This window comes from Sphingosinicella terrae, assembly GCF_003347635.1.
Classification (GTDB): domain Bacteria; phylum Pseudomonadota; class Alphaproteobacteria; order Sphingomonadales; family Sphingomonadaceae; genus Allosphingosinicella; species Allosphingosinicella terrae.
In genome coordinates this window covers 68,022-95,000 of the sequence record NZ_QDFY01000007.1, presented here as the reverse complement: position 1 = coordinate 95,000, position 26,979 = coordinate 68,022, and the positions used below count along the sequence as shown (strand labels likewise).

29 protein-coding genes are annotated in these 26,979 nt (G+C 69.2%); 9 read left to right on the top strand and 20 right to left on the bottom strand.

The window, feature by feature from the left end; translation table 11 throughout:
- Nucleotides 1-467 precede the first annotated feature (467 nt).
- A complete protein-coding gene (locus DDE10_RS14920; RefSeq protein WP_284734683.1) occupies nt 468-1,955 on the top strand; it encodes a lipopolysaccharide biosynthesis protein in 1,488 nt (495 codons plus the stop codon).
- Between the two features lie 13 nt (nt 1,956-1,968).
- On the opposite strand, the gene DDE10_RS14915 is transcribed toward DDE10_RS14920, so the two are convergent.
- Nucleotides 1,969-2,397, bottom strand: a complete 429-nt coding sequence (locus DDE10_RS14915; protein WP_114953587.1) for a CBS domain-containing protein — start codon at nt 2,395-2,397, stop codon at nt 1,969-1,971.
- Between the two features lie 161 nt (nt 2,398-2,558).
- Here DDE10_RS14915 and DDE10_RS14910 point away from each other — a divergent pair, with 161 nt between their 5' ends.
- Both DDE10_RS14910 and DDE10_RS14905 read left to right on the top strand, forming a co-directional pair.
- Entirely contained in the window at nt 2,559-2,864 is a 306-nt protein-coding gene (locus tag DDE10_RS14910) for a hypothetical protein (protein WP_114953586.1), read from the top strand.
- Nucleotides 2,845-3,231 (top strand): acyl-CoA thioesterase, encoded by a 387-nt coding sequence (locus tag DDE10_RS14905; protein ID WP_114953585.1) that lies wholly within the window; start codon nt 2,845-2,847, stop codon nt 3,229-3,231. Before DDE10_RS14910 ends, DDE10_RS14905 begins: the two co-directional genes overlap by 20 nt.
- 15 nt (nt 3,232-3,246) lie before the next feature.
- Here the strand turns inward: DDE10_RS14905 and DDE10_RS14900 are convergent, their stop codons facing one another.
- The 8 genes from DDE10_RS14900 to hisS form a co-directional block, all read right to left on the bottom strand.
- Nucleotides 3,247-3,549, bottom strand: a complete 303-nt coding sequence (locus tag DDE10_RS14900) for a fucose-binding lectin (RefSeq protein ID WP_114953584.1) — start codon at nt 3,547-3,549, stop codon at nt 3,247-3,249.
- Nucleotides 3,550-3,669: 120 nt separating this feature from the next.
- Entirely contained in the window at nt 3,670-5,220 is a 1,551-nt protein-coding gene (locus tag DDE10_RS14895) for a DUF4139 domain-containing protein (RefSeq protein WP_162806641.1), read from the bottom strand.
- Nucleotides 5,217-6,761 carry a DUF4139 domain-containing protein gene (locus DDE10_RS14890; RefSeq protein WP_114953582.1) on the bottom strand — a complete coding sequence of 515 codons (1,545 nt, stop codon included), beginning with the start codon at nt 6,759-6,761 and terminating at the stop codon, nt 5,217-5,219. The genes DDE10_RS14895 and DDE10_RS14890 overlap by 4 nt, the downstream gene beginning before the upstream one ends.
- A 6-nt stretch (nt 6,762-6,767) precedes the next feature.
- Nucleotides 6,768-8,150 (bottom strand): DUF4139 domain-containing protein, encoded by a 1,383-nt coding sequence (locus DDE10_RS14885; RefSeq protein WP_114953581.1) that lies wholly within the window; start codon nt 8,148-8,150, stop codon nt 6,768-6,770.
- 115 nt (nt 8,151-8,265) lie between these two features.
- Nucleotides 8,266-8,958 carry a DUF4167 domain-containing protein gene (locus tag DDE10_RS14880; RefSeq protein WP_114953580.1) on the bottom strand — a complete coding sequence of 231 codons (693 nt, stop codon included), beginning with the start codon at nt 8,956-8,958 and terminating at the stop codon, nt 8,266-8,268.
- Between the two features lie 254 nt (nt 8,959-9,212).
- Complete coding sequence (prmC, locus tag DDE10_RS14875; RefSeq protein WP_114953579.1) at nt 9,213-10,037, bottom strand: peptide chain release factor N(5)-glutamine methyltransferase; 825 nt, start codon at nt 10,035-10,037, stop codon at nt 9,213-9,215.
- Between the two features lie 30 nt (nt 10,038-10,067).
- Nucleotides 10,068-11,153: a peptide chain release factor 1 gene (prfA, locus tag DDE10_RS14870; RefSeq protein WP_114953578.1), complete on the bottom strand. Its 1,086-nt coding sequence runs from the start codon at nt 11,151-11,153 to the stop codon at nt 10,068-10,070.
- Nucleotides 11,150-12,394, bottom strand: a complete 1,245-nt coding sequence (gene hisS, locus DDE10_RS14865; RefSeq protein ID WP_114953577.1) for a histidine--tRNA ligase — start codon at nt 12,392-12,394, stop codon at nt 11,150-11,152. Before hisS ends, prfA begins: the two co-directional genes overlap by 4 nt.
- Before the next feature lie 118 nt (nt 12,395-12,512).
- Between hisS and DDE10_RS14860 the strand changes: the two genes are divergently transcribed.
- Entirely contained in the window at nt 12,513-14,111 is a 1,599-nt protein-coding gene (locus tag DDE10_RS14860) for an amidase (RefSeq protein WP_114953576.1), read from the top strand.
- Nucleotides 14,112-14,113: 2 nt separating this feature from the next.
- On the opposite strand, the gene DDE10_RS14855 is transcribed toward DDE10_RS14860, so the two are convergent.
- From DDE10_RS14855 to DDE10_RS23860, 6 genes are read right to left on the bottom strand one after another with little or no spacing between them, the layout of a single operon-like run.
- Complete coding sequence (locus DDE10_RS14855; RefSeq protein ID WP_162806640.1) at nt 14,114-14,872, bottom strand: hypothetical protein; 759 nt, start codon at nt 14,870-14,872, stop codon at nt 14,114-14,116.
- Between the two features lie 51 nt (nt 14,873-14,923).
- Nucleotides 14,924-15,292, bottom strand: a complete 369-nt coding sequence (locus DDE10_RS14850) for a TfoX/Sxy family protein (RefSeq protein ID WP_114953574.1) — start codon at nt 15,290-15,292, stop codon at nt 14,924-14,926.
- Entirely contained in the window at nt 15,289-15,603 is a 315-nt protein-coding gene (locus tag DDE10_RS14845) for a DMT family transporter (RefSeq protein WP_114953573.1), read from the bottom strand. Before DDE10_RS14845 ends, DDE10_RS14850 begins: the two co-directional genes overlap by 4 nt.
- A gap of 9 nt (nt 15,604-15,612) precedes the next feature.
- Nucleotides 15,613-16,512 carry a DMT family transporter gene (locus DDE10_RS14840; RefSeq protein ID WP_114953572.1) on the bottom strand — a complete coding sequence of 300 codons (900 nt, stop codon included), beginning with the start codon at nt 16,510-16,512 and terminating at the stop codon, nt 15,613-15,615.
- Nucleotides 16,513-16,559: 47 nt separating this feature from the next.
- Nucleotides 16,560-16,868: a hypothetical protein gene (locus tag DDE10_RS14835; protein WP_162806639.1), complete on the bottom strand. Its 309-nt coding sequence runs from the start codon at nt 16,866-16,868 to the stop codon at nt 16,560-16,562.
- Nucleotides 16,869-16,879: 11 nt separating this feature from the next.
- Nucleotides 16,880-17,521 carry a cell wall hydrolase gene (locus tag DDE10_RS23860; RefSeq protein WP_284734682.1) on the bottom strand — a complete coding sequence of 214 codons (642 nt, stop codon included), beginning with the start codon at nt 17,519-17,521 and terminating at the stop codon, nt 16,880-16,882.
- A gap of 100 nt (nt 17,522-17,621) precedes the next feature.
- Between DDE10_RS23860 and DDE10_RS14825 the strand changes: the two genes are divergently transcribed.
- Complete coding sequence (locus DDE10_RS14825; protein WP_114953570.1) at nt 17,622-18,275, top strand: retropepsin-like aspartic protease; 654 nt, start codon at nt 17,622-17,624, stop codon at nt 18,273-18,275.
- Nucleotides 18,276-18,282: 7 nt separating this feature from the next.
- Here the strand turns inward: DDE10_RS14825 and ispG are convergent, their stop codons facing one another.
- The 4 genes from ispG to DDE10_RS14805 all read right to left on the bottom strand — a co-directional run bounded on the left by ispG (nt 18,283) and on the right by DDE10_RS14805 (nt 22,085).
- Entirely contained in the window at nt 18,283-19,407 is a 1,125-nt protein-coding gene (ispG, locus tag DDE10_RS14820) for a flavodoxin-dependent (E)-4-hydroxy-3-methylbut-2-enyl-diphosphate synthase (RefSeq protein ID WP_114953569.1), read from the bottom strand.
- Nucleotides 19,408-19,526: 119 nt separating this feature from the next.
- Complete coding sequence (locus DDE10_RS14815) at nt 19,527-20,780, bottom strand: M24 family metallopeptidase (RefSeq protein WP_114953568.1); 1,254 nt, start codon at nt 20,778-20,780, stop codon at nt 19,527-19,529.
- A 155-nt stretch (nt 20,781-20,935) separates the two neighbouring features.
- A complete protein-coding gene (locus DDE10_RS14810; RefSeq protein WP_114953567.1) occupies nt 20,936-21,148 on the bottom strand; it encodes a type II toxin-antitoxin system antitoxin in 213 nt (70 codons plus the stop codon).
- Nucleotides 21,149-21,167: 19 nt separating this feature from the next.
- Nucleotides 21,168-22,085, bottom strand: a complete 918-nt coding sequence (locus tag DDE10_RS14805) for an SPFH domain-containing protein (RefSeq protein WP_114953566.1) — start codon at nt 22,083-22,085, stop codon at nt 21,168-21,170.
- Between the two features lie 183 nt (nt 22,086-22,268).
- Here DDE10_RS14805 and DDE10_RS14800 point away from each other — a divergent pair, with 183 nt between their 5' ends.
- On the top strand, nt 22,269-23,273 hold the full coding sequence (locus tag DDE10_RS14800) for an isoaspartyl peptidase/L-asparaginase family protein (RefSeq protein ID WP_114953565.1): 1,005 nt from the start codon (nt 22,269-22,271) through the stop codon (nt 23,271-23,273).
- Between the two features lie 25 nt (nt 23,274-23,298).
- Here DDE10_RS14800 and DDE10_RS14795 read toward each other — a convergent pair whose 3' ends face one another.
- Nucleotides 23,299-23,997, bottom strand: a complete 699-nt coding sequence (locus DDE10_RS14795; RefSeq protein WP_114953564.1) for an HAD family hydrolase — start codon at nt 23,995-23,997, stop codon at nt 23,299-23,301.
- Nucleotides 23,998-24,082: 85 nt separating this feature from the next.
- On the opposite strand from DDE10_RS14795, the gene DDE10_RS14790 reads away from it, so the two are divergent.
- From DDE10_RS14790 to DDE10_RS14780, 3 genes are read left to right on the top strand one after another with little or no spacing between them, the layout of a single operon-like run.
- Nucleotides 24,083-25,192, top strand: coding sequence for an ABC transporter permease (locus DDE10_RS14790; RefSeq protein ID WP_114953563.1), 1,110 nt, complete (start codon nt 24,083-24,085; stop codon nt 25,190-25,192).
- On the top strand, nt 25,189-25,983 hold the full coding sequence (locus tag DDE10_RS14785) for an ABC transporter ATP-binding protein (RefSeq protein WP_284734681.1): 795 nt from the start codon (nt 25,189-25,191) through the stop codon (nt 25,981-25,983). Before DDE10_RS14790 ends, DDE10_RS14785 begins: the two co-directional genes overlap by 4 nt.
- Nucleotides 25,983-26,978 carry an MlaD family protein gene (locus DDE10_RS14780; protein WP_114953561.1) on the top strand — a complete coding sequence of 332 codons (996 nt, stop codon included), beginning with the start codon at nt 25,983-25,985 and terminating at the stop codon, nt 26,976-26,978. The genes DDE10_RS14785 and DDE10_RS14780 overlap by 1 nt, the downstream gene beginning before the upstream one ends.
- Nucleotide 26,979: the final 1 nt, after the last annotated feature.

Below are 26,979 nucleotides of genomic sequence, written 5' to 3'. Positions count from 1 at the left end.
GCCCACATGTCCCTTCATCTAAACCGACAATGTCAAAGAGCCGACGTCTCTCCCTCCCGGTTGTTCCGGGATACCGGCTCGCGGCTGAGAGAGACGCAAACGGGGTCGGGCAGGCGCCCTGCCCCGTCGGTGAAGCGCCATATATGGAGGCGACTGCCTACCGTCAATGGCTTTTTTCGTAAAATCTTCCGCGAGGCCGCGGCCGATTTGACGAAAGGGGAAGATCGGCAAGCCGACCCGCCCATCAGACCCATATAGGAGGGAAATTCCCTCCTGCAAGGGGCTGGCATGCTCTAAATTTCAAAGATTTCAGTAACTTGCCGTTGCCGGCTCGTTGCTGCGAACGGGCATATGATCGCCGGGCGCGCGGCCGTCAACCCTTATTTCAATTTTGTTGCTCAATGAGGGCTTAACCCCTTCGCGCTACCTCCCTCAGCCGAGGACCGGCGGCAGGACAAGGTTGGGCAGTGACGGAATCGGCGACCACGGACGCAGCGCAGTCGGCCGCCCTTGCTAATCAGGTAAAGGGCGCGGTGCTCTGGCGCTCCGGCAGCCAGATGGCGGGCCAGCTCATCGCCTGGGCGTCGACCTTCCTGGTGATTCGGGTGCTCGAGCCCAGCGATTACGGGCTGGTCGCGATGACCGCGGTGATGCTCACCTTCCTCAGCCTGTTCGACGGCTGGGGATTTGCGAGCTCGCTGGTCCGCGACGCGCGAATCGACCGCCACCGAATCGGCCAGGCCTTCGGCATGCTGCTGGTGATGAATGTCGGGCTGGCGGCCGTGCAATGGGCGGCGGCGCCGCTCGCCGCCGCCTATTTCCATCAGCCGATGCTCACCGATCTGCTCCGCGTCCAGGCTCTGTTCTACCTCAGCAACCCCTTCGCCGCGCTCGCCAACGCGCTGCTGATTCGGCGGATGGACTTTCGCCGCCAGTCGCAGGCGAATCTCGCGGCGGCGGTGCTGAGCGCGGTGACGGCGCTGGCCTGTGCCTATGCGGGCTGGGGAGTGTGGACCCTGGTCGCGGCACCGTGCGTCTTCTGGTATGCGCGGGCGATCGGCCTCGCCGTGGCGGCGCGGCTGTGGATCCGCCCGGTCTTCCGATTCGCCGGCGCCGGCGTGATGGCGCGCTATGGCGGGGCGATGATCCTCGTCCAGTCCTGCTGGTTCGTCCAGAGCCAGTCGGACGTGTTCATCGGCGGACGCCTGCTCGAGGCGCACGATCTCGGCCTCTACACCACCGCGCTCTTCCTCACCCAGATCCTCGCGGCCAAGTTCGTGCCGCCGCTCAACGAGGTGGCGTTCGCCGCTTATTCGCGGATCCAGGGCGAGAGCGACATCCTCCAGGCCGCGTTCGCCAAGACGGTGAGGCTGATCATGCTGATCGCCTTGCCTTTCTATTTCGGCCTCGCCGTCACCGCCGAGCCGCTGGTCACCGCCTTCCTCGGCGACAAATGGTCCGAGGCGGCGTCGCTGGTGCCGGTCCTGGCCATGGCGATGCCGCTGATGACGCTGCAGATCCTGTTCGCGCCGGCGACCAACGCCATCGGCCGGCCGTCGCTCGCCGTCCGCACCGGGCTGTTCGGCGCCCTGCTGATGCCCGCCGCCTTCCTCGCCGGGATCCAATGGGGAACCGAGGGCCTGGCCTGGGCCTGGCTGGGCGGCATGGCCGCCTTGCTCCTGGTCACCATCCAGGTATCGCTGCCGACGATCGGCATCGGCCGTCGCGCGCTGGCGGCCGCGGTCGCGCCCGGACTCGCCGCGTCGGCGGCGATGGCCGCGGCCGTCGCCGCGCTCGATTCGCTGCTCCCGGAAATGGGCGACCTCGCCCGTCTGGCGACCCTGGTGCCGTTCGGCGCGGCGCTGTACGGCGTCCTGCTCTTCCTGTTCGCCCGGCCCCAGGTCGACGAGATGATCGCCCTCGCCCGTCCGAGCCGGGTCGCGGCCGAAGCCTGACCAGATCCGCCGCTCAGGCGCTCTGGATGTAGTTGAGCAGCTGCGCCGCCTCCTGCTCGATCTGGTCCATGCGGTATTTGACCAGGTCGCCGATCGAGACGATCCCGACGAGACGCGATCCTTCCACGACCGGAAGGTGCCGGATGCGGCGGCGGGTCATCAGCGACAGCGCGCCGAGCACCTCCTGGTCCCGCGCGACGGTGATCGCGGGTGCGGTCATGATCCGCTCGACCGGCCAGTCGAGAATCGCGGCGCCGTCGCTGTTCAGGCAGTAGATGATGTCGCGCTCCGACATGATCCCGGCCACTTCGTCGCCGCGGGTGACCGGCACCGCGCCGATTCGGCGTTCGGCGAGCAGAGCGGCCGCGGCGCGAACCGCCGTCTCGACCGAGACGCTCTGCACGTCGGCGCCCTTGTTCTGGAGGATGGCTCCGATCGTCATGATTTCACTCCTTCGCCCTCCGCCGCGAATCAAGCCTCTCACGGGCGGCCGCAAATGTGAAGCCGGCGCGGAGCGCCTCGCGGCGGGAAGGCGGGCGGGCCGGTAAGCCGGCACGCCCGAATCGCCTTGAAGTCGGCCGGACCGATCGGCAAAGGGACGGCATGCCCCGTCACGATCCCGTGCCTCACCGCCGCCAGGCGGATTATGAGCGCGCCGCCATTGCCTGGGCGCGGTACAAGAGGATGATGAAATGGATGGTGCTGGTCGCCGCGGCCGCGGCGGCCCTCGCCCTTCTCTACCTGCGCGAACCGGGCGAGCCGATGCGGCTCCACCTGGTGGTGGCGACGATCGCCGGAGTCGGCCTCACCATCCTGGTCGGCACCGGGCTGATGGGCCTCGTCTTCCTCAGCAACCGGACCGGCCATGACGAAGCCGCGGGAGGCACGGATGACCACCGGCGGCGGTAGGGACCCGGTGCTGCGGGTGGTGCCGCGGCCTGCCGACATCAACGCCAACGGGCACATCTTCGGCGGCTGGGTGCTGAGCCAGATGGACATCGCCGCCGGCATCATCGCCGCGCGCGAGGCCGACGGCGCGGTCGCCACCGTGGCGATCGAGGCGATGGAGTTCATCGCCCCGATCCAGCTCCACGACCTCATCTCCGTCTATGCGACGGTGGAGCGGATCGGGCGGACGTCGATCGCGATTCGCGTCGAGGTCGTCGCCAGCCGCGAGCGAGGGCAGGCGGAGGTCAAGGTGACCGACGGCCTGTTCACCTTCGTCGCGCTGGACGAGAATCACCGGCCGCGGCTGGTGAAGCGCGGCAGCCGCTGAGGCGGCGCCGTCCGTTCAGACGGTCGTATAGTCGCCCTGCGTCCAGCCGGATCCCGGATCGTTGCACCATTCGACCGTCTTATCCTGAAAGGTGCAATAGACCCGCAGGTGGACGCCGGCGCTGTCGTTCCAGCTCGTCGCCGATACCGCCGATCCCGCCTGCTTGAAGTCGCCGATCTGCCAGCCGGCGCCGTCGTAACAGCGCTCGATCACGGTATAGGCGTCGCACGAATAGACGCGGATGTGATCCTGACCTCCCGAATCGACCCAGCTGACCACGGCCGTGGAGATCGGATAATTGGGATTGTCCTGAGCCATTGCTGCCTCCCCTCCCCTGCCGGCGGGAATGGCGACTCGCGCCGGACCGGAGAAGGGTAGGCCCCGCGCGGGCACGCGGCTATCGAATTCGGTGGCCCGGTCGGAGGCGCCGGCGCCGCCTCAGCGGTTCGCGGGCACGCGTACGCGCAAGGTCGCGCGCCCGTTCGCGGGCACCGTCACCGCCCACAGGTTCAAGCCGCCACGGCGACCGAGCGGCGCATCGGCCGTCAGCCCGGCATGATCGGTTATCTGGCCCTCGAACGCGACCGGAGCCCGGCCGTCGTTGGTGACGATCAGCTCGTAATCCGCGCTCTCGGTCGTCCGGGCGACGAGCCGCGCGGCGGTTTGGACGCCCGGGGCGGGGCCGATCGCGAAATCGACCTCCTCGCCGACGGCGCGATCCGCGATCGTGCCCTGGCCGAGCAGGATCGGCCGCGGGCCGCCGGACGAGAAGACGCGGATGCGGCCGGCCGGGAGCGGGAGCCCGAGACCTTCCTGATCGCGGTTTCGAGTCGCGATGACGCGAGTCGCTGGCGCGGCTTCGTCGCGGCCGTACAGCCCGAAATGGTGCCGGTAGAGGAAGCGGGTCCGGACACGCGGCCGCTGCAACAAGGCGACCTGCTTTTGGCTGCGGGCGGCGACCGTGACCGGCTCGGGAATTCGGTAGAGCTTGAGGTCACCGAGTTCCTCCTGGACCGCCTGCATCGCAGGCGGCGGGGGTGGCGGAGCAGGCGGAGGAGGAGGAGGAGGAGGCGCCATCATGTCGGCGAAGCCGGCCATGCGGCTGCCGGTGACGACAACTTGCTCGAACTGCTCCTCGTCGATGTCGCTGGTCGTCCCCTGCGGCCAGCAACGCAGGTTCAAGGGCGGCCCTTCCGAGGGCTGCGGCCGCACGTCCCGGCGATTGAGGCGGCCAGCCACCGCTTGGGTATCGGCCGCCTCGAAGCTGGTCTCGTCGCCACTGGCGAGGGTGAGCCAGGCGAACAGTTCCATCCGGTCGCCCTCGGGCGAAAGGGTGGCGATATAGTCGGCCTGCCAGTCGAAGCCGCTGGCGAGATAGGAAAGGGTGATTGTGGCCGTGACCGGCTCGCTGCTGCGCGCCCGCACCGACAGGGTCGGCGTGGTCGCCAGCTCGGCCGGGACGGAATCGTAGACCGGCGTCTCGCGAAGGCCGGTGCAGCGCAGCGCCTCGAACCCCGATTCGGTCTGAAGCACGACCGCGCCGTCCGCGCCGGAGCGGACGATCGCCTCATGCTCGCGCACCTCGCCGGTCGCTTCGGAGGTGCGGCGCAGATGGACGCGGCGGCCGAGGGAGCGGTCGAGCAGGGTCGCCGGCGAGAGCAGATAGGCGTCGCGATTGCGCTCGACGATCCCGTCGGGAAAGCCGGTGACGATCGCGCTCTGCGGCAAGATGCCGCCGGCCACGCCTTCGAACCGGACCTGAGATTCGCCCGCGGGCAGCGAGATACGCCGCGTCTCGCTGACCAGGGCGAAACCGTTCAGCCACCTGAGATTGGGGTCGCGATCGGGCGGCCGAGCGGGATCGCGGTAGACGGTGACGTCGACCTCGGCCGGCGCCGGGGAGGCGACGATCGTCTGGGCGGAGGCGGACGCGGCGCCGAGCAGCAAGGCGAGCAAGGCGAAACCGCCGGCTACCCGCCCCCTTCTCATCGGCCGCGCTCCGAGATCCGGTAGCGCAGCTCGGCGCTGCCATTGGCCGGAATCGTCACTGCCCAAAGCGGCCTCCCGTCGCGCCGCGCCAGCCGCGTCCGCGGCCGGAAGCGCTCGTCCTGGCCGACGTTGAACTCGGCTTCGAATCGCACCGGCTCCTGCTGGTCGCTGGTGACGGTCACGCGATAATCGGCCCAGTCGTCGCCAAACTCGATCGTCTCCACCCGGGTGACGACACCTGCAGCCTCGCCGATCTGGATCTCCACCTCCTCGCCGACCGCGCGATCGGCAAGCGCGCCCTGGCCAACCAGGATCGGGCGACCGCCGGCGGCCGCAAAGAGCTGCAGTGAGCCGCCGGGCAGAGGAAGGCCCAGGCCCTGCTCCGGGCGGTTGCGGGTCACCAGCATCCGCTGGGCCTGAAGCGCGTCATAGTCCGACCCAGCCGCAAGCCGCTGCCGGTAGACGAGATCGAAAGCGACCTGCGGCTGGTGGAGGAAGGCAACCTGCTTCTGGCCGTTCGCCGCCACCGTCACCGGCTCGGGCAGGCGATAGAGCTTGAGGTCGCCGAGCTCCTCCTGGCGGGCCATTCGCGCGCCGGTCACGACCACGTCCTCCGCACCGATGACGGTGACCGGCGCGACGGAATCAAAGCGCGCCGCAGCGAGGGCGCGCTGCCGGCGTGCGGGCGGCGCGTCGGCCGGGATGTCGCTCGTCCGTGCGCTCGGCCAGCAACGAAGCCGGAGCGCGCCGTCGTCCCCGCGCTCGCGCTCCACCGCCTCGCGGTTCAGCCGGCCGGCGACGGCCTGGGTATCGGCGTCGGGAAAGCTGGTCTCGTCGTTGCTGGCCAGGGTCAGCCAGGCGAACAGGTCGAGGGTGCGCCCGTCAGGGGCGAGCGTGGCGATATAGTCGGCCTGCCAATCGAAGCCGCTGGCGAGGTAGGTCAGGGTGATTGTGGCGGAGACCGCCTGGGTCGAGCGCGCCCGCACCGACAGGGTCGGGCTGGCCGACAGTCCGGGAGGCACCGAAGGATAGACGAGCTGCTCGGTCATTCCCGTGCACTGGAGCGCCTCATATCCGTCCGCCGTCTGCAGCACGACGGCGCCGTCGGCGCCGCTGCGGATCACCGCCGGATGCTCGCGGACAGCGCCGGTGGCGCGGGAGGTGCGGCGGATCCGGACGTGGCGACCGAGGGACCGTTCCAGCAGGCTCGCGGGCGAGAGGAGATAGGCGTCGCGGTTGCGCTCGACGATCCGCTCGGGGAAACCGCTCAGCACCGCGCTCTGCGGGACGATGCCGCCCGCCACGCCTTCGAAGCGCAGCTCCGTTTCTCCGGCCGGCAGCGAGACGCGGCGTGTCTCGGCAATGAGGGCATAGCCTTGCAGCAAGTCGAGCTCCATCGCGGTCGACGGATCACGGCCGGGCGCGCGATAGACCGTCACGTCGACCGAATCGGGCCGCGGCGAAGTGACCAGCGTCTGCGACGCAGCGGGCGCCGCACCCGCGAGAGCAGCGGCCCATGCGAGGCTCGTGAGAGCGCGCACGGCCCCTCAAAAGCGGGTGTCGAAGGTCGCCGTGACGGTCGCCTCGCCATTGGCCGGGACCTGGACCCGCCACAGCGCCTCGTCGGCCGAGCGGAGCTCGCTGGGCTGGCTCTCCTCGACGATGCGGGTATCGCCCCACAGGCCCGACTGGAGCAGGTCGACGGTGACCGCCTGCGGCCGCGCATTGGTCAGCGTGTAGCGCATCGTCGTGCGCCAGCGGCTGGAATTGATCCGCTCGCGCCGCTCGACGACCGGCTGCACCTTGACGTCGAAGGCCTGGCCGGTGACCAGGCCGAGCTCCGAGCCCATCGGCGTATGTCCGATCTGGCTCTCGCCGACGAATTGCGGATTGCCGCGCGCGTCGCGCTGATAGACGCGGACGGTCCCGGCCGGGAGGGCGTCGCCGAGGCCCTGCTCGCGCGAGCTCGAGAAGCGCAGCACGGAATTGGCGCTCCGCGCCTCGTCCGCCGTGCCGAGCCAGGGATTGCGAAACTCGTAGGCGCGGGCCGCCGGCGTGTTGCCGACGTCGAGGAAGCTCACCTGCTTGGTCTGGCGATTGGCGACCGTCGTCCGCTCGGGCAGCGGATAGAGATAATAGTCCCCGAGCCGCTCGCGATCGGCGGTCTCGGTGCCGGCCTGGCGCAGGCCGCGGCGCGGCGGGACGTAGCCGCCGCCCTGACCGGGATCGCCGGCGACGAGCAGCAGGTCGGCATTGTTATAGGGGGTGCCGCTATTGTTGGTGAGCGTGATCCAGCCCTGCACGTTCATCCGACCCGCGGATTCGTCGAACAGGGCGACATAGTCGGCCTGCCAGCCCAGCCCGGGCGTCAGATAGGTGAGGGTGAGCGGGCGGCGGCCGCCGCGATCGCTCTCGACCGTGACCGACAAGGTGGGACGGGCGCGCAGGTTCTCCGGCACGCGATCGAAGATCACCCTCACCGGCAGGCCGTCGTCGCGCAGCACCTCGATCCGGTCGCCGATCTGGAGGACGACGCCGCCATTGGCGGCGAGCACGCGCGCCCGCTCCCGGCTTTCGGCGCCGGAGGCTGGATTGGTGCGGACCAGGGTGATGGTCTCGCCGACCGCCTTCTGCATCAGCGCCTGGGGCGAGAGCAGGTCGAAATCGAAATTCTGCTCGACGATGCCGACGCCGCTGCCGGTGAGGGTCACCGTCTGCGGCTGGATCTGGGCAGAGACGTCGGGGAATTCCTGTCGCGAGCGGCCCGACGGGAGGTCGATCTGCCGGGTGTCCTGAACCAGCGCGAGATCGTTATTGTAGATGGTGACGGCGACCTCGCCCTGGGCGCTCTGGCTGGGAGCGGGTATCTCGTTCTGGGCGATCGCCGGGGCGGCAAGGAAGGTCGAAAGCAGCAGCCAGCCAGCGCGCATGTAGAAAGCTCCCCCGGATTATCGACCCGGGGGAGCGTCCTATACTGTTGCGGGCGGGTCAACCGGCAAAGGCCGGAAAACGCCCTCGAAATGTGCGCGGGAGTGCCCGGTGCGGTCAGGCCGCCGGGGCGACTTCCTCGCCGGGCGGGCGCGGCCGGCGGGTGCGGCGGCGCGGCGCGCGCGGCTCGTCGCCGCCTTCGTCACCCGCGGAGATGGCGGGCGGCAGGCTGTCCGCGGCGATCCGCTCCTCGCCATTATTGGCGGCTTCGGCCGGAGCGTCGGAGGAACCGGCCTCGCTGCGCCGCGTGCGCGGCCGGCGAGCCCGATATTCGCCATTGCCCGAAGCCGCTTCCTCGCGGTCGCGGGACGGACGCTCCTCACGGCTCCGGGGCGCCCGCTCCTCGCGGTCGCGCGCACTGCGCTCCTCGCGGTCACGCCGGGGCTCCGGCTCGCGCTCCTCCGGCTCGGCGTCGGACTGGGAGTCGCCGTCGCGGCCCTCCATCTCGTCCTGATCCTCGTCGTCATAGGAATCATAGTCGCCGCGCTGCCGGCGCTGCTCCTCGAAGCGCGCCCGGTTCTCGTTGAGAAGGCGGTAATAATGGTCCGCGAACTGCAGATAATATTCGGTCTGCACGCGGTCGCCCTGCATCTGCGCGTCGCGCGCAAGGCCCTTATACTTTTCGAGCAATTGGGCAGCGTTGCCGCGCTGCCGGTTGTCCTGGCGATTGCCGCCTCCCGGACTCATATTGGGCGCGCGTCCCCCGCCGCCCCGGCCGCGCCGGCGGCCGCCCTGACGATTGTTGATCAAACGAAAATCCTCACCGATGGTGGTTCACTCTGCTTCACCGGCCGGGTCATCCCCAGCCCCTTATACTGCACGGCCCCAGAGGCACGGATCCGCAAGGCGAACCAGTTACCTCACCAAATCGCCTGACAAGCGACCAAGCAATCGGGGGTCGGCGACGTCAGGCCTCACGCATCCACGCTGTGATCGGCCCCGTCCCTGACACCCTATGTAGCCATCGCCCCGCGGAAATCCAAGGGGAAAAGCATTGCGCTCGATCAAGCGGCGAGGCGAAGGACGAGGCAGCGTGCCACGCCATTAAGGTCGTTGCGTGACGAAGTGGTGAAACCTTCACGCGCGAACAAGGCGGCGGCTGCCTCGGCCTGGCCGGCACCGAGCTCGAGACAGGCCATCCCGCCCGGCGCCAGCAGGCCGCCCAGGCCGGGCGCGAGCCGGCGATAGGCGTCCAGCCCGTCCGCGCCGGCGAACAGCGCTTCGGCGGGCTCCCACTCCGAGACGTCGGGCGGCAGCGGCGCCTCGGTCTCGACATAAGGCGGGTTGCACAGGATGAGGTCGAACCGCTCGCCGATGCCCTCCGCCCAGTCGCCGCGGGCGAAACGTGCTCGGGCCGCAAGGCCGAGCCGGTCGGCGTTGCGGGCGGCGACGGCGAGCGCCGTCTCCGATCGGTCGATGCCGAGCCCTCTCGCCTGCGGCCATTGATCGAGCGCGGCGAGCAGCAAAGTGCCGGGCCCCGTTCCGAGGTCGAGGATCGTCGCCGGTCCGGCGTCGCCGAAACCAGCGAGCGCCGCCTCGATCAGGGTCTCGCTGTCCGGGCGCGGGATGAGCACGCCCGGGCCAACTGTCAGCTCGATCGTCCAGAAGGCGCGGCGGCCGGTGATGTAAGCGACGGGCTCGTGCGCGAGCCGTCGTTCGACCAGCTCCTCGAAGGACGGCGGCGCCGCCCTTTCGAGACCGCCGAGCAGGAGAGCCTCGCGCGTGAAACCGAGGGCGTGCGCCATGAGCAGCTCGGCGTCGAGGCGCGGCGTGGCGGAGACGGCGCGCAGACGGGCATCGGCCTCGGCCAAGGCGGCCCTGACGTTCACTCCTCTTTCCGCGGCGGCCGGCAAGGCCGATCAGGCCTGCGCATCCAGCGTCGCCAGGCGCTCGGCCTCGTCCTCGGCGACGAGCGCGCCGATGAGGTCGTCGAGCTGGCCCTCCAATATCTCCGGCAGGCGGTGGAGGGTAAGGTTGATGCGGTGATCGGTCACCCGCCCCTGCGGGAAATTGTAGGTGCGGATGCGCTCCGACCGGTCGCCCGAGCCGACCATCGACTTGCGTGCGCCGGCGCGCTCGCTGGCGAGGCGCTCGCGCTCCATCTCGTAGAGGCGGGTGCGCAGCACCTTGAGCGCCTTGGCCTTGTTCTTGTGCTGCGACTTCTCGTCCTGCTGGATGACGACGAGGCCGGTCGGCAAATGGGTGATCCTGACCGCGCTGTCGGTGGTGTTGACCGACTGGCCGCCAGGGCCCGACGAGCGATACACGTCGATCCTGAGGTCCTTGTCGTCGATCTGGACGTCCACATCCTCCGCTTCGGGCAGCACCGCGACCGTCGCCGCCGAGGTGTGGATGCGTCCGCCGCTCTCGGTCACCGGCACGCGCTGGACGCGGTGGACGCCGCTCTCGAACTTGAGACGGGCGAACACGCCCTGGCCGGAGACGGAGGCGATCACCTCCTTGAAGCCCCCCATTTCGGGGGCGCTCGCCGAGATGATCTCGAAGCGCCAGCCGCGGCTTTCGGCATAACGCTGGTACATGCGCAGAAGGTCGCCCGCGAACAGGGCGGCCTCGTCGCCGCCGGTTCCGGCGCGGATCTCGAGCATCGCGGCGCGCTCGTCGGCGGCGTCGCGCGGCAGCAGCTTCAGCGCCAGCGCGCGCTCCGCCTCGGGCAGCTTCGCCCGGATCGCCTCGGCCTCCTCGATCGCCATCGCCTTCAATTCGGGGTCGGCATCGCGATCCTCGGCCATCGCGACCAGCGAGTCGAGCTCGTCGCGCAGCTTGCGCAGCTCGGCGGCGGCGACCGCGACCGGCTCGACCTCGGCATATTCCTTGGAGAGGCGGACGAAGGCGTCAGGGGCGAGATCGCGCGCCGACATCGCCGCCTGCAATTCGTCCCGGCGCGCCTCGATCGCGGCGATCCGATCGGCGGAGATGGCGGTCATCGCGCGACCAGCGCTCCGGCCAGATCGGCGAGGGCGACGCGGAACTGCTCGCCGCTGCGCAGATCCTTGACCGCCGCCTCGCCGGCGGCAAGCTCGTCGTCGCCCAGGATGATTGCGAAGCGGACGCCCGCCGCGTCGGCCTTCGCCAGGCGGCGCTTCATATTGCCCTTGAACGCCATGTCGCAGGCGATGCCGGCGCGTCTCAGCCCGGCGGCCAGTCCGGTCGCCGCCGCCTCCGCCGCCTCGCCGAGCGGCACCAGGGCCGCCTGCGGCCGCGCCGGCTCGGGCGCCGCGATCATCATCGCCAGCCGCTCGATCCCGGCCGCCCAGCCGACCGCGGGCGTAGGCGGCCCGCCGAGGCTCTCGATGAGGCCGTCATAGCGGCCGCCGGCCAGCACGGTGCCCTGGGCGCCGAGCCGGTCGGTGATGAACTCGAAGGCAGTGTGGCGATAATAATCGAGGCCGCGCACGAGGCTGCCATTGCGCGTCCAGGCGACGCCGGCCGCGTCGAGACCCGCGGTCACCGCGGCGAAGAAGTCCGCCGCCTCGGCGGTGAGGAAGGCGTCGATCACCGGCGCGCTGTCGGCGGCCGGCCGGTCGCGCGGATCCTTGCTGTCGAGGATGCGCAGCGGATTCTTCTCGAGCCGGTTGAGACTGTCCTCGGAGAGATCCGCCCGGTGGGCCTCGAAATGCTCGACCAGGGCGGCGCGCCAGGCCTCGCGCGTCGCCGCGTCGCCGAGCGTGTTGAGATTGAGCGTCACCCCGTCCTGGATGCCGAGCTCGTGGAGCAGCTGGTCGGCGAGAACCAGAAGCTCGACGTCGGCCGCCGGCGCGTCCGATCCGATGATCTCGGCATCGAGCTGGTGGAACTGGCGGAAGCGTCCCTTCTGCGGCCGCTCGTAGCGGAAGACGGGCCCATGCGTCGCCAGCTTGAGCGGCGCGTGCTGCTGCCAGCCTTCCGAGAGATAGGCGCGGCAGATGCCGGCGGTGAATTCCGGCCGGAGCGTCAGCGAATCGCCGCCCCGGTCGGGGAAGCTGTACATCTCCTTCGAGACGATATCGGTGGTCTCGCCGATCGAGCGGGCGAACACTTCGGTCGCCTCGAACACCGGTATCTCGATCCGGCTGAAGGCGTAGAGGCGGCGCACGCGCTCGAAGGCGGCGACCACCGCCTGAAAGCGATCGGCCTCCTCGCCCCATATGTCCTGGGTGCCCCTGATCCGCTGCGGACCCTTGCTCATCGGCGCGCCCCTAGACCATTTCCCGAGCCTGAGGGAAGCCGCCGGGCCTGTTTATCCCCGTGGACGGCGGGCGGCGCCGCGGCCAAAGGGAAAGCAAAGCCAGCGAGCGGGGAGCGAGATGACCCAAAGGATTGATCCGCGAACGGAAACGCGGCGGCGGCCGCAGCCGGCATGGCTGCTCGGCGCCGCCTTGCTCGGCGCCTGCGCCACGATCCCGCCCGCCCCGGCACCCGTCTCCGCCCAGAATGCGGTGCCGGCCGAGACGGCGGAGGCGCGCACCCGGGCCGCGCTCGACCGGATCGAGGCGCTCAACCCGCGGCTCAACGCCGTCATTGCGGTCGATCCCACCGCGCTCGAGCAGGCGCGCGCGCTCGACCGCATCCGCCGCGCCCGCGGGCCGCTGTTCGGCCTGCCGATCCTGATCAAGGACAATATCGAAGCCGCGGGTCCGCTGCCGACGACGGCCGGCAGCCTCGCCCTCGCCGACAACGTCACCGACCGCGACGCGCCCCTGGTCGCGCGGCTGCGGGCGGCAGGCGCCGTGATCGTCGGCAAGGCCAATCTCTCGGAATGGGCGAATATCCGATCGAACAATTCGGTCTCGGGCTGGAGCGCGATCGGCGGCCAGACCCGCAACCCGCACTTCCTCGACCGCAACGCCTGCGGATCGAGCTCGGGCAGCGGCGCCGCGGTGGCTTCCGGAATGGTGCCGGCGGCGATCGGCACCGAGACGGACGGGTCGATCACCTGCCCGGCCGCGATCAACGGCATCGTCGGCTTCAAGCCCACGGTCGGGCTGGTCAGCCGCACCCATGTCGTGCCGATCAGCCATAGCCAGGACACGCCCGGCCCGATGACGAGGAACGTGCGCGATGCCGCCCTGGTGCTGGCGGCGATCGCCGGAAGCGATCCGGCCGATCCGGCGACCGCCGATGCCGATGCGCGGCGCGAGGATTACGCGGCGAGGCTGTCGGCCGACTCCCTGCGCGGCACCCGCCTCGGCGTGATGCGCTTCGCCACCGGCTTCGGCACCGACGCGGCGTTCGAGGCGGCGCTGGCGACCCTCCGGGCCCAGGGAGCCGTGCTCGTCGAAATCGCCGAGTTCGAGGGGCGCCCGGAGATCGGCCGCAACGAGCTCATCGTGCTGCTGCGCGAGCTCAAGGCGGATCTCAACGCCTATCTGGCCACGACCCCTTCGACGGTGCGCACCCGCAGTCTTGCCGACATCATCGCCTTCAACCGTGAGCATGCCGACGTTGAGCTCGCTCTGTTCGGCCAGGAATTGTTCGAGCAGGCCCAGGCCGCGCCCGGCCTCGACGAGGATTATCGCCGGGCACGCGAGACCAGCCTTCGGATGGCGGGCCCCGAGGGGATCGACCGGCTGCTGCGCGAGCACGATGTCGTCGCCCTGGTCGGTCCGACCATGCCGCCGGCCTGGCCGATCGACGCCGTCAACGGCGACCAGATATCGGGCGGCGGCGCCGGCAGCCTCGCCGCGGTCGCGGGCTACCCGCACCTTACCGTGCCGATGGGCGCGGTGCGGGGGCTTCCGGTCGGCCTCAGCTTCATCGGCCCGAAATGGTCGGACGCTTTGGTCCTGTCGCTGGGCTACGCCTATGAGCAGGCGTCCCAGCGTCGGATCGAGCCGCGCCTGCAGGCTTCGGTCGAGGAGAGCCCGGAAATTGCGCCGCTGCTCCGGCCGGCGCTGCGGAACTGACGTCAGCTCAGCAGCGATCCGGCAAAGGCCTGCCAGGCACCGGTCTCGCCGACATGGAGGCGGAATGGCCACGACAGCAGGTGGATGGCGACGCCCCAAAAGGTCACCGGGTGGATCCGACCCCGGCGCGACAGGTCGAAAGCGACCAGGGCCGCCAGGAACAGGTTGACGAGAACCAGCGCGCCGGCGACGCCCGGCGGCAGCAGCGGCGGATCGAAGTTCCGGACGATCCGGGCGAGCGCCGGCACCATCATCGCGATCGTCCCCAGCAACATCAGTCGCTTGTGAACGTCCGATCGCCGCCGCCATACGAAGCCGGCGGCGACGAAACCGCCGAAAAGCCCGATCGAGGTGAAGGGAAGCGCCAGGAAGGCTTCGGCATTGGCCCAGCCCGGCGGCGTGTTGCGGGCGCGACCGGAATCGATCGCCGTCCACAGTCCCACGGCGACGACCAGCGGCGCGAACGCCAGGGCGGCCGGACCAAGCCAGCGATGGAGATCCGTGCGCCCGATGGCGACGAGGGAGGTCTGAGCGATGAACAGCAGGATCCAGGCCGAGAAGATGATGGCGTGGACATGGACGATCGGCGTCAGCGCCGCCGCGCCGGCGACGCCGCGCACCGTCACACCCTGCAGCCAGGGGAGCAGATAGTAAGTCGGCGCGAATCCGACGAGAACGGTGAAGAGCATCGCCGCGGCCATCGCGACGAAGAAGCCGCGCTCGGATCGCACGCGTGATCGACGTGGGGCCAGAGTCGCCATCGAACACCCCCCAGTCGGGTGGCGTCTTCTAGCACGGCCGGCCGCCGCTGTTTAGGGCTGGGCCGCCTTCGGCCGCCGCCTCTTCCCGGCCCTGCCGCGCAGGCCTGCCTCGACCGCCAGCGCCGCCCAGCGCTGCAGCGCCTCGGCATCGTCATAGACGTCCGCCGGAGCCCGTCGGTAATTCATCGTGTCGACCCGGCCGTCCTTCATGGTGACCGAAAAGCGATCGCAGCCTTCCCGGTCCCATATCTCGTCGGTGACGGCATCGGCCTTGAGCCAGAGCTCACCCGCGTCGAGGATCGCGAAGACGGTGCCGTCGAGATAGAGGGTGGCGCCGCCCATCATGCGTCTCATCGTGACGGTGCCGAGCGGCGCCATCGCCTCCTCCACCCAGGCGAAGAGGCCTTCGTCGACGCTCATGCGGTCAGCTTCAGCCCGGCGATGCAGGCGACGATGCCGAGGATGAGGAGCATGCGCAGGGTGGTCGCCGGCTCGCCGAACCAGACCATGCCGACGAGGACCGTCCCGATCGCGCCGATCGCCCCCCAGACGGCATAAGCCGTGCCCATCGGGATCGTCCGCGCCGAATATTCGAGAAGGCCCATGCTGATCGTCACGGAGACCAGGAAGGCGATCGTCCACGGGATGTTGCGGAAGCCCTCGACGAAGCGCAGCGAAGTGGTGAAGCCGACCTCGAAGCAGCCGCCCAGGATGAGCCAGAACCAAGCCATTCTTGTCCCCTACACGCCCGTATTCGGGTCGGCCACAGGCGAGGCGATGCGGCGGGCGGCGAGGAAGCAGGCGGCGACGATCATCGCCGCGCCGCCCAGGGTGAGCGGGCGCACCGGCTCGGCGAAGACGAGGAAGCCAAAGAGCGCGGCCCAGACGAAGGCAGTATATTCCACCGGCGCGAGGAACTGCGCCTCGGCACGGGCATAGGCCCAGGAGAGCAGCATCAGCGAGGCGAAGGCCAGAGCCGCCGCGCCGACGACGAAGGGCAGATGCTCGCCCGCCGGGAAGACGGCGAGCCAGGGCGCGGCGACGAGGAAGCAGCCGCTCATGATCGCGCTCATGAAGAAGGCGACCTCGAGCGGCTGCGCGACCTGCGCCTGCTGGCGCATCAGGATGATGTTCCAGGCATAGCAGCCGGCCGAGGCGAGGATGGCGATCGCGCCGCGGAACGCCTCCGGCCCGAGATCAGCCTCGGCCTGTCCGAGCAGAATGACGATGACGCCGGCGAATCCCAGCAACGAGGCGAGGATGGCGCGGCGCTGGATCTGCTCCTTGAGGATGAGCGCGGCCAGATAGAGGGCAATGAGCGGCGCGACGAAAGCGAGCGCCACCCCCTGCGCCAGCGGCACGCGCGCCAGGCCCCAGAAGAAGAGCAAGGCCATCAATGCCGACAAGGTGCCTCGGATGAGGTGGAGCCGGAGCACGGCGCGCGACGGCCACACCTTCCCGCTCCCGAAGAAGACGGCGCCCCCGATCACGGCGCCCGCCGCGGTCCGCCACAGCAGCGCGTTGTAGACGCCGATCGCCAGGGTCAGATGCTTCATCACCGCATCCATGCCCGAGAAGAGCGCGATCCCCGCGGTCGCGACAGCGATGGGCAAAGCGACGGCGGAGGAAGGCTGCGACATGGGCTCGCCATAGAGACGGCTTCGATGGCCGTCACCCGCACCGGAACTCAGCCGCCCAGCGCCTCCGAAACGCTTCGATAGGCCGCGACGGAAGCCGCGACGGCAGCGAGCATGACGACCGCCAAGAGCGTCCAGAACCGAACCGGTGCATGTTGTCTGTCCAGGCTTGGGCCCAGCGCCAGGCTGAAACGGCCCTGTCGCCAGGCCACCACGCCCAATAGAATCAATGATAGGGCGGTCGCAGAGCTGCCGACAGGCTTGAAGCCGAGAGCCAAAGTTCCGATACCGACAACGAGGAGCAGGGCGACCGCTCCCGCGCAGCCTTTCACGCTCTCCTGTCGACTGGCCTCAGCCAAGAGCTGCCACCTTAGGCCGAGCGCGCTTCAAGGAAGAACAGATGATCGCCGATCCGAACCGCGGGATCGATGCCGCTCGACCAGGACGGCGCGACGGCCACGGTGTGGTAGAAGAGCGCGCCGCCGGTCGGGTCCGCCGATTCACCGGCGAGGATCTCGCCGGCGATCCGTTGGGCGGCAAGCCACAGCCGATGCTCGTCGCTGCCTTCGTCCAGGCGATCGATCGTCTCCATGGCGGCCCGATTGGGATCCCCCGGATTCCAGCAGCTGAACTGCCAGGCCTCGCTCACCGTGTCGGTGGCGTGGCCGCCATGCCGCCCGGAACGCCGGCGATTGTCGATGACGTGGCCGACGGCGCGCATGGCCGCTTCGCCGTCGCCGCGCGCCTCGCCCCACATGGTGAGCGCCATCCAATGGGCATCGACGACATCGATCTCGTCGACGTCAGTGCCGTTCTCAGGATTCGGGAGCGCGGAAGGGGCGGTGCCGACACGCGCCGAGGCCGGAAAGAAGGCGCGCGCGCCCTCGGCCCATCCGACCGCCGGAGCGGTGCGCGGCGGGTCGGCCGGCAGCGTCGTCTCGCTGCCGCCCTGCGCCTGCGCCGCGTAGATGAGCAAGGCCGCCGCCGTTCCTGCCCCGAGAGTCGCCCTCATGCTTCGATCCTAAACCGATTCGGGATCGCGCGGTAGCGCGCCGGCGTGACACCGGCATGACCTTGCGGAACCGGAACGGCCCTCCCGTCATTGGCCCGGCATGCGCGCCGCCCTCACCTCCCTCTTCGTTCCGTTCGCGCTCGCCGGTTGCGAGCAGGTATCGCCCCAGCCGGTCGATTATCAGCCGGAACTGGCGGGGACGGTCGACCATGCCTTGTGCCTGCTGGGCTATACCGGCTTGCCGATGCGCGAGGTTGCCACCGGTCACCAGCTCGTCGAGGCGACGCTCAACGGCCGCCCCGCCACCTTCGTCGTCGACACCGGCGCCAACGTCTCCGTGGTGCACGCGCCGCTGGCGGAACAGTTCGGCCTCTCGGGCGAGGGCGGCCGAACCGGCGGGGCGATCGGGATCGGCGGCGGCGGCGCGGCGCGGCAGGTGCGGATCGAAAGCCTCAGCACCGGCGATATCGTCCTGCGCCAGCAGCGGATGGTGCTGACCGACCTTTCGCAGCTCACCGCCATCCTCGGCCCGATGTCGGGCGGCACGATTTCCGGGATCATCGGCCAGGACATCCTGTCCGAGCATCGCGCGGTCATCGACGTCTCGCGCTCCATGCTTCACCTGATCCCGGAGGATCGGGATCCGGCGCCGGTGCCGGAAGAACGATGCCAGGCGCGTGACGAGAGCGAGGAGGCGAACCAAACCGCAGCGACGAACCGCTCGGACGGCGGCACGGACGAAGAAGACCGCTGACGCGCCCTTATTCCGCGGCGGCAGGCACCTGCATCGAGGCCGCCTCGATCTCGGCGGCCTTGGCCTCGACCAGCCGGACGATATGGTCGACCATCTCCTCGTCGCGGACATGGTGGTCGGTGACGCCCGAGAGATAGACCATGTGCTTGCCGTTGCCGCCGCCGGTAATGCCGATGTCGGTCTCGCGCGCCTCGCCTGGCCCGTTGACGACGCAGCCGAGCACCGACAGCGACATCGGCGTGCGGATATGGGAGAGCCGCTCCTCGAGCGTCTGGACGGTGCGGATGACGTCGAAGCCCTGGCGGGCGCAGCTCGGGCAGGAGACGACGCGGACGCCGCGATTGCGGATGCCGAGCGCCTTCAATATCTCGAAGCCGGCGCGGACCTCCTCCTCCGGCTCGGCCGAGAGCGAGACGCGGATGGTGTCGCCGATGCCGAACCAGAGCAAAGAGCCGATTCCGATCGCGCTCTTGACGGTTCCGCCGCGCAGGCCGCCGGCCTCGGTAATGCCGAGGTGGAGCGGACAATCGACCGCTTCGGCGAGCTGCTGGTAGGCGGCGACGGCGAGGAAGACGTCGGACGCCTTCACCGCGACCTTATATTCGCGGAAATCGTGATCCTCGAGCAGCCGGATATGATCGAGCGCGCTCTCGACCAGCGCCTCGGGGCACGGCTCGCCATATTTCTCGAGCAGGTCCTTCTCGAGGCTGCCGGCATTGACGCCGATCCGCATCGAGCAGCCGTTGGCCTTGGCGGCGTTGACCACCTCGCGCACCCGATCGGCCGAGCCGATATTGCCGGGATTGATCCTGAGGCAGGCGGCGCCGACATCGGCGGCCTCGAGCGCGCGCTTGTAGTGGAAATGGATGTCGGCGACGATCGGGACGCGCGCGGCGCGGACGATCTGCCTGAGCGCCGCCGTCGATTCCTGGTCGGGGCAGGACACCCGGACGATATCGGCGCCCGCTTCCTCGCAGCGGCGGATCTGGTCGATCGTCGCCTTGGCGTCGGCGGTGACGGTATTGGTCATCGTCTGCACGGTGACCGGCGCGTCGCCGCCGACCGGCACGCTGCCGACCATGATCTGCCGCGAGGCACGGCGATGAATGTCTCTCCAGGGACGTACCGACATGGGGCGGATATAGGCGCGGGGGCCGGCGAGGGAAAGGCGGCCGGATCCGACCTTGTCCAGGGCTTGTCCCGGAAACGGCCGGAGCGATTAAAATATTCGAAAAAACTGTCCGCGAAGGCTCAGCCCGCGGGCTGGTCGATCGAGCTCGGCGGGGTGGTGAACCAGCGCGGCCCGCTCTCAGTCATGTAGAAGCAGTCCTCGAGCCGGATGCCGAATTGGCCGGGCAGGTAGAGGCCGGGCTCGTTGGAGAAGCACATGCCCGGCGCCAGCATCGTGGTCTCGCCGCGGACGAGGTTGATCGGCTCGTGTCCCTCGAGGCCGATGCCGTGGCCGGTGCGGTGTGAAAGGCCCGGGAGCCGGTAATCGGGCCCGTAGCCCCATTCCTGGTAGCGAGCGCGCACCGCATCGTCGACGCTGCCGGCCGTGCGGCCCGGCTGCGCCGCCGCGAAGGCGATGTCCTGGCCGCGGCGGACCTGGTCCCAGATTCGGCGCTGCTCGGCGCTCGCCTCGCCGAAGACGAAGCTGCGCGAGATGTCGGATTGATACCCCTCGACGGTACAGCCGCAATCCATCAGCACGACCTCCCCCACCCTGACCGCCTGGGGCTGGCCCGAGCCATGCGGGTAGGCGCTGGCCTCGCCGAGCAGGATCAGGGCGAATTCGGGATTGCCGCCGAGCGCGCGGGTCGCCCCGTTCATGATGGCGGCGATGTCGGCGGGAGCCATGCCGCGCTCGATGCGCGGGATCGTGTGCCGATAGGCCGCAAGGGTGATGTCGGCGGCCTTCTGCATCAAAGCGAGCTCGCGAGCGCTCTTGCGCATCCGGCAGCCCCGCACGACCGGCGCACCGGGGCGCAGATCGACGGAAGGGATCGCCCGCCTGAGGCCGTCGACGGCGAAGAAGCGCACCGTCTCCTCGATCCCGACCGGGCCGGTCAGGCGACGGTCGGCAAGGAAGCCGGCGACCGTCCGCAGCGGATCCTCATGCTCGTTCCAGACCCGCACCTCGGCCGGCACCTTCAGGCTCTCGCGTACCGAAGGTTCCTCGAAATGCGGCGTGACGATCGCCGGCTCGCCGTCGACAGGCAGGATCGCGGCGGTGAGGCGCTCGCTGCGCCACCAATGGACGCCGGTGAAATAGGTCATCGAGGCCCCGGGCTCGATCAGAAGGGCCGACAGCCCGAGCTCGCGCATCAGCTCCTGCGCCCTGGCGATTCGCTCGAGATGCTCTTGCGGGGAGATGGGGACGATGTCGCCGGTCATCGGCCGCAGCTCGGCCGGCGCCGACTGGGCGAGAAGGGAACCGGGCGTCCACATCGCCGACGTCATCGCCGCCCCGCTCAGTCCGATGAAATGCCGCCGTCCGATCTTCATGCCGCCTTATCCTCCTGCGGCCGGAATGGCCGCGCCGAACCTGCGTGGCAAGCGTCAGGCGAAGAGGATGAGGAGCAGGCCCGAGGCCATCGGCAGGGCGCAGGCGAGGGCCAGCCGGGAAAGCAAGGCGGGCGCGACATGGACCATCATGAACATCAGCCTTCCTCCTTCGGCGGCCGCCCGCGCTTGCGCTCTTCGGGCGGGGCGACCTTGATCCCGCGCCGCGCCAGCGCCTCGCGCAGCAGCACCTCGACCTGGGCATTGATGCTTCGAAAGTCCCCCGCAGCGCTCCGCTCGAGCGCGTTCCAGAGCGACGGCTCGATGCGGAGCGGAAACGCCTTCTTAGGAGGCGGTGGGGTGGAGGACATGATCGCGCGCCGGCCCGACCTATTGGTAAAGGGAGCCGGCGTTGACGACCGGATGGGTCTCCCGCTCGGAGCAGAGCACCACCATCAGGTTCGACACCATCGCGGCCCTGCGCTCGTCGTCGAGATGGACGACGTCCTTCTCTGACAGCATCTGCAGCGCGGTTTCGACCATGCTGACCGCGCCGAGCACCAGCTTGGCCCGCGCCGCGATCACCGCCTCGGCCTGCTGACGGCGGAGCATCGCCTGGGCGATCTCCTGGGCATAAGCCAGGTGCGTCAGCCGCGATTCGTCGATGGTGATGCCGGCGCGCGCGACCCGGTCCTGCAGCTCCTTCTCGAGCTCGGCATTCACCACCTCGGCATCGCCGCGCAGGGTGAGCTCCTTATGCTCGATATCGTCATAGGGATATTGGCCGGCGATCGCGCGCACCGCGCTCTCGATCTGGATCTCGATGAACTCCATGTAATTGTCGACGTCGAACAGCGCCTGCGAGGTGTCGGTGACCCGCCATACGACATTGGCGGCGATCTCGATGGGGTTGCCGCGCAGGTCGTTCACCTTGAGCTTGTCCGAGGTGATGTTGTGGATTCGGGTCGATATCTTCGTCCGCGTCAGCCAGGGCAGCCGCCAGCGCAGGCCGGAATTGCGATCGGTGCCGCGATAGTCGCCGAACAGCAGGATCGCCGCGGCCTGATTGGGTTGCAGGAAGTAGAAGCCCACGGAGACGAAGAGGATGATCGATCCGCAGACCCAGGCGGAAAGGCCGACCATCAGGTCATCGCCGCGTTGCAGACCGGTCCAGACGAGCGCGACGGCGGCGACGACGGCCGCGAGGATGACGAGGAGCATCGGATAGCCGCTTTGAGTGCTCGCCGGCCGCTCCTGCGACAAGCGAAGCGCATGGGCCTCGGATGCGGTGACAATCGACTGTGCCATATCTCTACCTCCCTACAATCATGATATCATAATTATATCGATAGGATTCGGGCAAGCGAAATCGCGCAGCCGTCCGCGACCGGGAGAAAGGACTCGACAGCGGCTTTCGCGGGACGCCAGGGAGCCGCGACCGAGGCGGGCGCGTTCAGTGCCTGCTTGCCCTTCCGCTCCGGAGTCGCGTCCATGTCCAGCGCCGCCAACGATGTCTCCGACCGCTCCGGACAGCCCCGGGCGTGGCGGCTGGTCATCCATGGCGGCTGCGGCGTGCTCGAGCGGGAGCGGATGACACCGGAGGACGACGCGGCCGCGCGCACCGCGCTCGAGCGGGCGCTGGCGGCGGGCGCGGCGATCCTCGACCGCGGCGGCTCGGCGCTGGACGCGGTCGAGGCGGCCGGGCGGGCCCTGGAGGACGATCCTCATTTCAACGCCGGCCGCGGATCGGTCTTCACCTACCAGGGCACGATCGAGATGGACGCCGCGATCATGGAAGGCGAGCGGCGCGGCGCCGGCGCGGTCAACGGAGTCACCGCGACCCGCAATCCGATCAGCCTCGCACGGGCGGTGATGGAGAAATCGCCGCACGTCTTCCTCAGCCGCGAGGGCGCCGACGAATTCTCGCGGCTGCAGGGGCTGGAGCAGGCCCCGCCCGATTATTTCGGAACCCCTGAGCGCCGCCGCCAGCTCGAAGAGCTGCGCCGCCAGCCGGGCGAGGATTATTTCGACATCGACGTCAAATATGGGACGGTCGGCGCCGTCGCCGTCGATGTCCGCGGCCATGTCGCCGCGGCCACGTCGACCGGGGGGCTCACCGGCAAGCGCTGGGGCCGGATCGGAGATTCCCCGGTGATCGGCGCCGGCACCTATGCCGACGACCGCGCCGGCGCGGTGTCGGCGACGGGCGCCGGCGAATATTTCCTGAGATCGGCTGCGGCCCACGAAATCTGTGCCCGCCTCCGCTTTTCCGCTTCGCAAGGCGAGCCGCCGGCACCGGGACAGGCGCAGGCCATCGTCGATTCGGTGCTGGGCGAGATCGAGGAGATGGGCGGATCGGGCGGCATCATCCTGGTGACGCCCTGGGGCGAAGCCGTGTCGCGTTTCACCACCCCTGGAATGTATCGCGGCGAGGCTTCGCCGAAGGGGCGGTCGGTGGCGATCTACGGCGACGAGGGCGACGCCCCGACGCCTTGATCGGAGTCTGCCACCCGTCTCGGCGTCAGCGGGGCGGGGCCAGGCGCCGCCGGTCCCGCCAGTCGAGTACCTCCCAGCCCTGCGCCTCGGCCAGTCGGATCAGCCTTTCATCGGCATTGGTGGCGAAGGCCTCGTCCGACCAGTGATGAACCGGTGCATCCGAAATGTGATCGGAATAGAAACGGATATGGAGCGCCTCGCGCTCCAGTCCCTCGCGCTGCAGCCAGGCCTCGATCATGTCGAGCTTGGCGGCGCCATAGCAGTTGCGGCCGTCGATCCGGGCGACGATCCGGCCCTTTTCGTCGGGCAGGGTATCGGTGGCGATGACGTCGTCGAAACCGAGCCGCTCGGCGATCGCCGCCGCATAGAGGCGATAGGAGGCGGTCGCGAGCACCAGCCGCCTGCCGGCCGCCTTGTCCTCGGCGATGCGACGCCGGGCGCCCTCCATGATGTTGCTGGCCAGCTGCCGCTCCGCGAAACTCGCCACCACCGGCTCCAGCCGTTCCGGCGGGACCGGCCCGATCAGCAGCCGGAAGTTGATCTCCTTCAGGCGGGCCCGATCGATCCGTCCGGCCAGGTAGAGGAGGCCGGTCCCCAGCAAGGCGGGGGCAAGCAGGATCCGCCACGGCGCCACGCGCCGCAAGGCGTGGACGAGGAACAGCCCGTATGTGGGCCGCCGGGTCACCGTCTTGTCCATGTCGTAAATGGCGAGCGTCTGCCGCATGCGAGCGTGCCAAGCATGGATGGCGCTCGCCTGTCCATGCCTCCGTGCTTGCCGCCCGGGGGGAATTGAGACAGTAAACCTCCCGATGAACGCCACACCCGATTTTCTCGAGACCGGTCCGGACGGCCGCCGGGTAATCCGGTTCAGCGGCAACCTCACTCTTCTTCGCGTGCGCAGGCTCAGCGAACAGCTGGACGCGATCGACGGCGACGGCCTCACCGTCGATCTCACCGAGGTCGAGCGGATGGATACGGTCGGCGCCTGGCTGGTCCACAAGCTCCAGCGCGACCATGGCGCCCGGGTCGTCGGTGCGGACGAAGACCAGCAGACGCTGATCGATCATGTCGCGCGCGCCGACCAGCCGGTGAAGGTTCGTGCCGAGCGCGAGCCGCGCTTCCGCCAGATGGCGGCCGAAGTCGGTGCCGCGACCCAGCAGGCGGGCCAGACCATGTTCGGCCTGCTCGGATTCTTCGGCGCTCTGATCATCGCGCTCGGCAACATCGCCCGCCATCCGCGCCGGTTCCGGTTCAACGCGGTGGTCACCCGATTCGACGTGGTCGGCGTGCGCGCGCTCGGCATCATCGGCCTGATGAGCTTCCTGGTCGGGATCGTCATCGCCCAGCAGGGCGCGGTCCAGCTGCGCCAGTTCGGCGCCGAGGTGTTCACCGTCAACCTGATCGGCCGCAGCGCGATGAAGGAGCTGGGCGTGCTGATGACCGCCATCATGGTCGCCGGCCGCTCCGGATCCGCCTTCGCCGCCCAATTGGGATCGATGAAGCTCAACGAGGAAGTCGACGCGATGCGCACGATCGGCGTCTCGCCGATGGAAGCTCTGGTCTTCCCCCGGGTGATCGCGACCGTGCTGATGATGCCGCTGCTCGGCTTCTATGCGGCGCTGATCGCGATCATGGGCGGCGGCCTGTTCTGCTGGATCTCCCTGGAGATGCCCCCGATCACCTTCATCCAGCGCATCCGCGAGATCGTGCCGCTGACCGACGTCTACCAGACGCTGATCAAGGCGCCCGTCTTCGGGCTGATCATCGCCATGGCCGGCTGCTATCAGGGCCTTCAGGTCGAGGGGAATGCCGAGGAGGTCGGCCTGCGCACGACGACGGCGGTCGTCCAGGGCATCTTCCTGGTGATCGTCCTCGACGCCTTCTTCGCCGTCTTCTTCACCGAGATAGGCTGGGCGTGAGCAAGGGCAAGTCCGTCATCGAGGTCAGGAGCCTCGTCAACCGGTTCGGCGACCAGGTCGTCCACGAGAATCTCGACCTCTCCGTCCGCGAAGGCGAGATACTCGGCGTCGTCGGCGGCTCGGGAACCGGCAAGTCGGTGCTGATGCGATCGATCATTGGCCTGCAGACGCCCGCTGAAGGCGAGATCACCGTCTTCGACGAGCCGATGATCGGCCGCGACGAGGAAGAGGCCAAGCATGTCCGGCGGCGCTGGGGCGTGCTCTTCCAGGGCGGCGCCCTGTTCTCGACCCTGACCGTCGCCGAGAATATCCAGGTGCCGATCCGGGAATATTTCCCCGGTATCGAGCGGGACCTGCTCGACGAGATCGCCGCCTACAAGACGACGATGAGCGGGCTTCCCCCCGACGCGGCGGCCAAGTTCCCGGCAGAATTGTCCGGGGGCATGAGGAAACGGGCCGGAATCGCCCGCGCGCTCGCGCTCGATCCCGAGCTGCTCTTCCTCGACGAGCCGACCGCCGGCCTCGATCCGATCGGGGCGGCGAAGTTCGATCAGCTGATCTGCGAACTGCGCGACGCGCTCGGCCTCACCGTCTTCCTGATCACGCACGATCTCGACACGCTCCATGCGATCTGCGACCGGGTGGCGGTGCTCGCCGACCGCAAGGTGGTGGCGATCGGGACCATCCCGGAGCTGCTCGCCTTGGATCACGACTGGATCCAGGAATATTTCAACGGACCGCGCGGTCGTGCCGCCGCCGGGATCCAAGAGATTGAGAAAGCCGCAAGCTGATGGAAACACGGTCCAACCAGATCCTCGTCGGCAGCATCGTGCTCGGCCTGGTCGCCGCGCTGGCGGTATTCATCGTCTGGCTGAGCCAGCTCGGCGAAGGCGGACAGAAGACCTATGACGTCTTCTTCCAGCAGTCGGTCGAAGGGCTTGCCAAGGGATCCGGCGTGACCTTCCGCGGCGTGCCCGTCGGACAGATCCAGTCCATCAATCTCGAGCCGGAAAGCCCGCAGTTTATTCGCGTGCGAATCACGGTCAACGAGCAGACGCCGGTGCTCGAAGGAACGACCGCGACGATCCGCGGCGTCGGCTTCACCGGCGTGTCGCAGATCCAGCTGGACCCGCCCGAAGCAAGGCCCGGCCGCCCGCTCGGCAACCTTCCGGAGATCAGCTGTCCCGAGCAGAATCCGGACCAGGTCTGCCCTTATGGTTATCCCGTGATCCCGACCCGGCCCGGCGCGCTGGGCCAGCTGCTCAACACCGCGCCGGAGCTGCTCGAACGGGTATCGACGCTGACCGAGAGGCTGACCGAGCTGTTCTCGGATCGAAACCAGCAGTCGATCGCCGGCATCCTCGACAATCTCGAGGTGACGACCCGGGCCCTCGCCGAGCGCTCGCCGGAGATCGCCTCCACCCTCGCCGAGGCGCGGGTGGCGATCGCCCAGGCCGGCGACGCCGCCGAGCAGTTCGGCGCGCTCGCCGGCACCACCGAATCGCTGCTCAACGAAGAGGGTCGGCCGCTGATCAACGATCTCAGGCACACGATCCGCTCCGCCGAGCAGAGCATGCGCAACCTCGATGCCGTCCTCAACGACGCGCGGCCCGGAGTGCAGGCCTTCTCGAACCGGACCCTGCCCGAAGTCGGGCAGCTGGTGCAGGACCTGCGCGCCACCAGCGAGTCGCTGCGCGGCATCACCGATCGGCTGAACGAGCAGGGCGTCGGCGGCATCATCGGCGGCCAGCAACTGCCTGACTACCAGCCCGGACGAAGGAACTGAC

Bases quoted from the DNA above. Each gene is read 5' to 3' on its own strand.
- DDE10_RS14900 (WP_114953584.1), bottom strand. From the start codon at position 3,549: ATGGCTCAGGACAATCCCAATTATCCGATCTCCACGGCCGTGGTCAGC.
- DDE10_RS14825 (WP_114953570.1), top strand. From the start codon at position 17,622: ATGCGCGCCGCCCTCACCTCCCTCTTCGTTCCGTTCGCGCTCGCCGGT.
- DDE10_RS14795 (WP_114953564.1), bottom strand. From the start codon at position 23,997: ATGCGGCAGACGCTCGCCATTTACGACATGGACAAGACGGTGACCCGG.
- DDE10_RS14780 (WP_114953561.1), top strand. From the start codon at position 25,983: ATGGAAACACGGTCCAACCAGATCCTCGTCGGCAGCATCGTGCTCGGC.
- DDE10_RS14895 (WP_162806641.1), bottom strand. From the start codon at position 5,220: ATGAGAAGGGGGCGGGTAGCCGGCGGTTTCGCCTTGCTCGCCTTGCTG.
- DDE10_RS14800 (WP_114953565.1), top strand. From the start codon at position 22,269: ATGTCCAGCGCCGCCAACGATGTCTCCGACCGCTCCGGACAGCCCCGG.
- DDE10_RS14805 (WP_114953566.1), bottom strand. From the start codon at position 22,085: ATGGCACAGTCGATTGTCACCGCATCCGAGGCCCATGCGCTTCGCTTG.
- DDE10_RS14860 (WP_114953576.1), top strand. From the start codon at position 12,513: ATGACCCAAAGGATTGATCCGCGAACGGAAACGCGGCGGCGGCCGCAG.
- DDE10_RS14915 (WP_114953587.1), bottom strand. From the start codon at position 2,397: ATGACGATCGGAGCCATCCTCCAGAACAAGGGCGCCGACGTGCAGAGC.
- prfA (WP_114953578.1), bottom strand. From the start codon at position 11,153: ATGACCGCCATCTCCGCCGATCGGATCGCCGCGATCGAGGCGCGCCGG.
- DDE10_RS14885 (WP_114953581.1), bottom strand. From the start codon at position 8,150: ATGCGCGCTGGCTGGCTGCTGCTTTCGACCTTCCTTGCCGCCCCGGCG.
- DDE10_RS14840 (WP_114953572.1), bottom strand. From the start codon at position 16,512: ATGTCGCAGCCTTCCTCCGCCGTCGCTTTGCCCATCGCTGTCGCGACC.
- DDE10_RS14905 (WP_114953585.1), top strand. From the start codon at position 2,845: ATGACCACCGGCGGCGGTAGGGACCCGGTGCTGCGGGTGGTGCCGCGG.
- DDE10_RS14855 (WP_162806640.1), bottom strand. From the start codon at position 14,872: ATGGCGACTCTGGCCCCACGTCGATCACGCGTGCGATCCGAGCGCGGC.
- ispG (WP_114953569.1), bottom strand. From the start codon at position 19,407: ATGTCGGTACGTCCCTGGAGAGACATTCATCGCCGTGCCTCGCGGCAG.
- DDE10_RS14910 (WP_114953586.1), top strand. From the start codon at position 2,559: ATGCCCCGTCACGATCCCGTGCCTCACCGCCGCCAGGCGGATTATGAG.
- DDE10_RS14815 (WP_114953568.1), bottom strand. From the start codon at position 20,780: ATGAAGATCGGACGGCGGCATTTCATCGGACTGAGCGGGGCGGCGATG.
- DDE10_RS14810 (WP_114953567.1), bottom strand. From the start codon at position 21,148: ATGTCCTCCACCCCACCGCCTCCTAAGAAGGCGTTTCCGCTCCGCATC.
- DDE10_RS14790 (WP_114953563.1), top strand. From the start codon at position 24,083: ATGAACGCCACACCCGATTTTCTCGAGACCGGTCCGGACGGCCGCCGG.
- DDE10_RS23860 (WP_284734682.1), bottom strand. From the start codon at position 17,521: ATGAGGGCGACTCTCGGGGCAGGAACGGCGGCGGCCTTGCTCATCTAC.
- DDE10_RS14845 (WP_114953573.1), bottom strand. From the start codon at position 15,603: ATGGCTTGGTTCTGGCTCATCCTGGGCGGCTGCTTCGAGGTCGGCTTC.
- DDE10_RS14850 (WP_114953574.1), bottom strand. From the start codon at position 15,292: ATGAGCGTCGACGAAGGCCTCTTCGCCTGGGTGGAGGAGGCGATGGCG.
- hisS (WP_114953577.1), bottom strand. From the start codon at position 12,394: ATGAGCAAGGGTCCGCAGCGGATCAGGGGCACCCAGGACATATGGGGC.